The organism is Variovorax sp. WDL1, assembly GCF_001541225.1.
In the GTDB taxonomy this organism is placed as follows: Bacteria; Pseudomonadota; Gammaproteobacteria; order Burkholderiales; family Burkholderiaceae_C; genus Variovorax.
In genome coordinates this window covers 120,170-124,347 of record NZ_LMTS01000327.1, presented here as the reverse complement: position 1 = coordinate 124,347, position 4,178 = coordinate 120,170, and the positions used below count along the sequence as shown (strand labels likewise).

The 4,178-nt window shown below is 65.6% G+C and carries 5 protein-coding genes; 4 read left to right on the top strand and 1 reads right to left on the bottom strand.

The features are described 5' to 3' along the window. The 3 genes from APY03_RS37565 to APY03_RS45820 all read left to right on the top strand — a co-directional run. The coding region (locus tag APY03_RS37565) for an RHS repeat-associated core domain-containing protein (protein WP_232324559.1) at nt 1-1,748 on the top strand (1,748 nt) is incomplete at its 5' end. Continuing rightward, complete coding sequence (locus APY03_RS37560; RefSeq protein ID WP_068685552.1) at nt 1,748-1,948, top strand: hypothetical protein; 201 nt, start codon at nt 1,748-1,750, stop codon at nt 1,946-1,948. The genes APY03_RS37565 and APY03_RS37560, both read left to right, overlap by 1 nt. After that, on the top strand, nt 1,918-2,187 hold the full coding sequence (locus APY03_RS45820) for an RHS domain-containing protein (protein WP_083944868.1): 270 nt from the start codon (nt 1,918-1,920) through the stop codon (nt 2,185-2,187). Before APY03_RS37560 ends, APY03_RS45820 begins: the two co-directional genes overlap by 31 nt. A gap of 15 nt (nt 2,188-2,202) precedes the next feature. Here the strand turns inward: APY03_RS45820 and APY03_RS37555 are convergent, their stop codons facing one another. Beyond that, nucleotides 2,203-2,877 (bottom strand): protein-L-isoaspartate(D-aspartate) O-methyltransferase, encoded by a 675-nt coding sequence (locus APY03_RS37555; RefSeq protein WP_068685550.1) that lies wholly within the window; start codon nt 2,875-2,877, stop codon nt 2,203-2,205. Between the two features lie 251 nt (nt 2,878-3,128). Here APY03_RS37555 and APY03_RS43015 point away from each other — a divergent pair. Continuing rightward, a partial coding sequence (locus APY03_RS43015; RefSeq protein ID WP_443082867.1) for a hypothetical protein occupies nt 3,129-4,178 on the top strand: 1,050 nt, incomplete at its 3' end.

Sequence of the window (4,178 nt, the reverse complement as noted above, 5' to 3'; positions counted from 1 at the left end):
GCGTAGCCCCAACGGCGCGCCGATGTAAGCATGTCAGGTATGACGCCACTGGCCGTTTGGCGCAGCTGAGCCGCAACGGCAGCCCGCTCATCGCCGACATGGCCTGGAACCCAATGGGCCAGCCCACCGGTTGGCGCTGGGCCTTCGCATCGAACCTCCATGCCAGCCGAAGCTATGACCTCGCGGGGCGGCTCACCGCCACCGAGTTTGCGAGCTATGTCCATGACGCAGCCGGACGCATCACCAGCCTGACGCAGAAGCTCCTGCAGCCCGCAGACAGCGACCCCACGCACAGCAGCATCGCCGGCGCGGACGTCACGTGGAACGTGCGCTACGACGCAGCCGGGCGAATCACGGGCTTCGATGCACCGGGTAATGCCACGAGTTTCACGTACGACTCGAACGGCAACCGCACCGGCAGCACGCGCACGATCCGGGACCAGACGACGGCGCGCGAGTATGTGGTCGATGGCTTCAGCAACAAGCTCATGGCCTTCCGGCAGACCGCGGGCACTGCGAGCACCACCGTGGTCTACGAGTACAACGCGAAGGGCGACATGACGGGCGACGGGCTGAGGACGTACAGCTACAACGCCGAGGGGAGACTGAGCGCGGCCACGACAGGCGCCAATGACACGAGCCCGACCACCCGGTACGCGCACAACGCGCTGGGGCAGCGCGTCTTCAAGACGGAGCCGCTGTATCCGCCGGCGGGGGGGGATGAGAGCGATCCCGGATTCTTCCAAGGCTTGCTCGGCTTCTTCACCCAGCGGTGGGGCCCGAGCGCCAGCGATGCCGAGAAGCTGGGCTATGCGTTCATGTACGACGAAGAAGGGACATTGCTCGCGGAGACCGGCATGGGCGGGGCCAACAGCGCGGGCAGCACGCAGTACATCTACCTGCCCACGGCCAACGGGCCGATGCCGATCGCGGCGGTGATCAACGGCCAGATCTACGCGGTGCACAGCGACCACCTCAACACGCCGAGAAGACTCACCGACAGCCAAGGGCAAGCTGTTTGGCAGTGGGCGTACAGCGCCTTTGGCGACACGAAGCCGACGACGGCACACAACCGGTTTGCAGACCTTGATGTCACGCCGAATCCTGGCATCACGAGCTTTGCCGAGTTCTTGTTCAACCTCGGCTACATGGGCATGTACCGGGACAACGAAAGTGGGCTCGGGCAGAACTGGAACAGGTACTACGACAGCCGAACCGGACGATACACGCAGTTCGACCCGATCGGGCTCCGCGGAGGGTGGAACGGGTTCATCTATGCCAATTTGAATCCGCTGATGTTCATGGACCCGACGGGGTTGATGGGTGTGGGCAGTGGCGTCTATGGCAGGCCAGGAAACGGTGCGCCGGCAGGAGGGTCCAATGCATCGATAGGCGGAGGATTCAGCTTCCACACGCCGCTTGGAATTGGTCTCGGTATGGACGGCGGCTTGGCGCGTGACACGAATGGCAATACTTGTGTTTATTCGATGATTTGCTACACCGTAGGCCCAGGAATGTCGGCGGGAGCCGGCCCGGTGACTTCGATCGGCTCAGGCCCATTGAGCACAGGCATTACCGATTACCAAGGGGCATGCTGGACAGGGGGTGCCGGCCTCGTGGGTTCAGGGTCGGTCTTGTTCGGCAGTGATGGAAGTGCACAAACTGGCCGTGGCATGGGAGGCGTCGGTGGTGGCGTCTCCGGAACTCACCAATCTTGTAGGCAACAACTTTTATGCGCACGAAATTGATGACCCTTTGGACCGATGAAACGATGGGTTTGAAGATTGCTGCTGCCGGTTTCTTCATCGCTATCGTAGGCGGCATCCTGGTGTTCTCTGGGCAGGCGGTTGGCGGCTGGATTGTTGATGGGGGAATCTTGCTGGGTCTGGTGGGAGTGGCACTGCACTTCATCAAGAACTGGCGCACGATCTTCCGAGGCAATCGATAACGCTGGATCAGGCCCTTCGTTCAATTCACAGCGATCACCTCAACACCCCAAGGCGGCTGATCGATAGCCAAGGGCAGCCGGTCTGGCAGTGGAGCTATTCGGCCTTCGGGGACGAGAAGCCGACGATTGCCAAGTGCCGGTCTGCGAACCTGGACATCACGCCCAATCCCGATGGTCGGCACTTGGTCCTCTCAAGGGCTCAGCCCGTTCGCCAGCAGCTCAGCGAGCCGCTGTGGTAAGCGCCGCGGCGAAACTCAATCGGCCTCGGTGTCCTCCAGCGTAGAGAACAGCACCTGGAAGATCTCCTGCGTCGAGACCGAGCCATCCGCGTCCTTCTCCACCAGCAGCAGCTGCTGAGCCTCCGGCAGGCCGGCCGGGATCACCATTCGCCCCCCGGGCTTGAGCTGGTAGATGAGCGCCGGCGGGATGAGCTCCGGCGCCGCGGTGACGATCACCCGGTCGTACGGCGCGTGCTCGGGCCAGCCGTGGCAGCCATTGCCGATCTTCACCTCGACGTTGGCATAGCCCAGGCGGGCCAGCCTCTGCCGCGCCTGCAGGGCCAGCTCCTCGATGAGCTCGACGCTGTAGACCTGCTTCGCGAGTTCCGACAGGATCGCAGACTGGTAGCCCAGGCCAGTGCCGATCTCCAGCACGGTATCGGTCGAGCGCACGCGCAGCAGGTCGGTCATGACGGCCACGATGAAAGGCTGCGAGATGGTCTTGCCGTAGCCGATCGGCAACGGCGTGTCGACATAGGCATAGGGCCTCAGCTCGATGGGCACGAAGAGGTGGCGCGGCACCTTGCCCAGCGCCTCCATCACCCGCGCGTCGAGCGCCGCCTTGCCCAGGTGCATGGTCGAGAAGATCGTCTTGGCAGCGATCTCCGCAAGCATGCGCTGTTGCAGGGTCGTGAAATCCGGTTCGCTCATGAAGCCTCCTCGAGGGGGCGGTTCCGACCTTCGGATCGTACGCTTGCTCGCAGCACAAGACAGCGGGGAGACGCCTCCCCTTTGAGGGGGATGCCGGGGCAAGCGGCCCGGCGATATCGTGCGTCCGGCTGTCACACGAGAAGGCGGGGCCAGACCCTTGCACCCGACGCGGGCCGCGCACGACAATCCGACCAACTTCATGGCCTCGAGGGCGTGCCGCGGCGCGTCGCGGGCCGCCCCGGGGAGGCAGCATGCGAGCAGAACTGGTAATCAAGGGCAAGAGCCTGACGGGCTCGAGCGACCTGACGCTCCTGGCACCGATCAAGCCGGGCCTGGTGCCATCGCTGGACGCAGTCACCTACAAGACGCGCGCCAAGCGCCTGCTCAAGACGCTGCAGGGCGGCCGCGCCTCGCTGCACGAGCACACGCTGCTGCGCCCGATCTCCGATGCGGTGGAGCGCGTGGCCAAGATCCATTCGTTCCGCGTTGCGGTGCTCGAGCCGGAGGACAAGATCCTGCTGGCCGTCACTTTCGACGGGACCTGGGAGGCCTACATCCGCGTGCTGTGGCAGAAGGTCGGCACCCTGCTGGATGTGATCTTCTGCAACTCCGAGGGCTACGTGGTCTCGCATGACGCGGGCTTCGACGCCTGGGCCGGCTGGGTGCGCAAGGTGCAGGTCGAGACCGCCTTCTACTACAACACGCACGGGCTGACGGTCGAGGACGCGCGCTACCTGCGCGACGAGGAGCGGCTGCATCGCCAGCCGCCGGCGCCCTCCTCGCCGTCCGCGCAGGCGGCCGAGGCGCTCGCGGTGACGCGCCTGCGCGTGCGCACGCCCGAGGAGATCGCGTGGGAGGCCGCGAGCGCCAGCCCCGAGCGCGCCCTGGACGCCAGTCGCCAGGCGCTGCAGTCGCTGGCCGTGCTGTTCCGGCTTACCGATTTTTATCTGCCCGGCACGGGCGACGGCCGCGTCCTGCAGCGGGCCGGGCGCGACATCCTGCGCGAGTTCGTGTCGCTCATGGAGGACGGCGACCTGCCGCCCGAGCTCAAGCAGGCGATGCGCGTGCGCTTCGATCGCCAGCTGCGCTGGCTGCTGCCCCAGGACGAGCCCGAGGTGACGCGGCCGCGCGAGGTACCCAAGCTGCCGCCGAAGGCCGTGGTGGACGACCCTGCAGACGTGCAGGGGGGCATCCTGCGGCCCTACGAGAGCATCACGCACGGCTGCCTGCTGCTGGTCGCCTTCGACGCGCGCGGCGCCGGCGCCGGCCTGCTGGACGAGCTGCGCAAGTTGCTGACGACC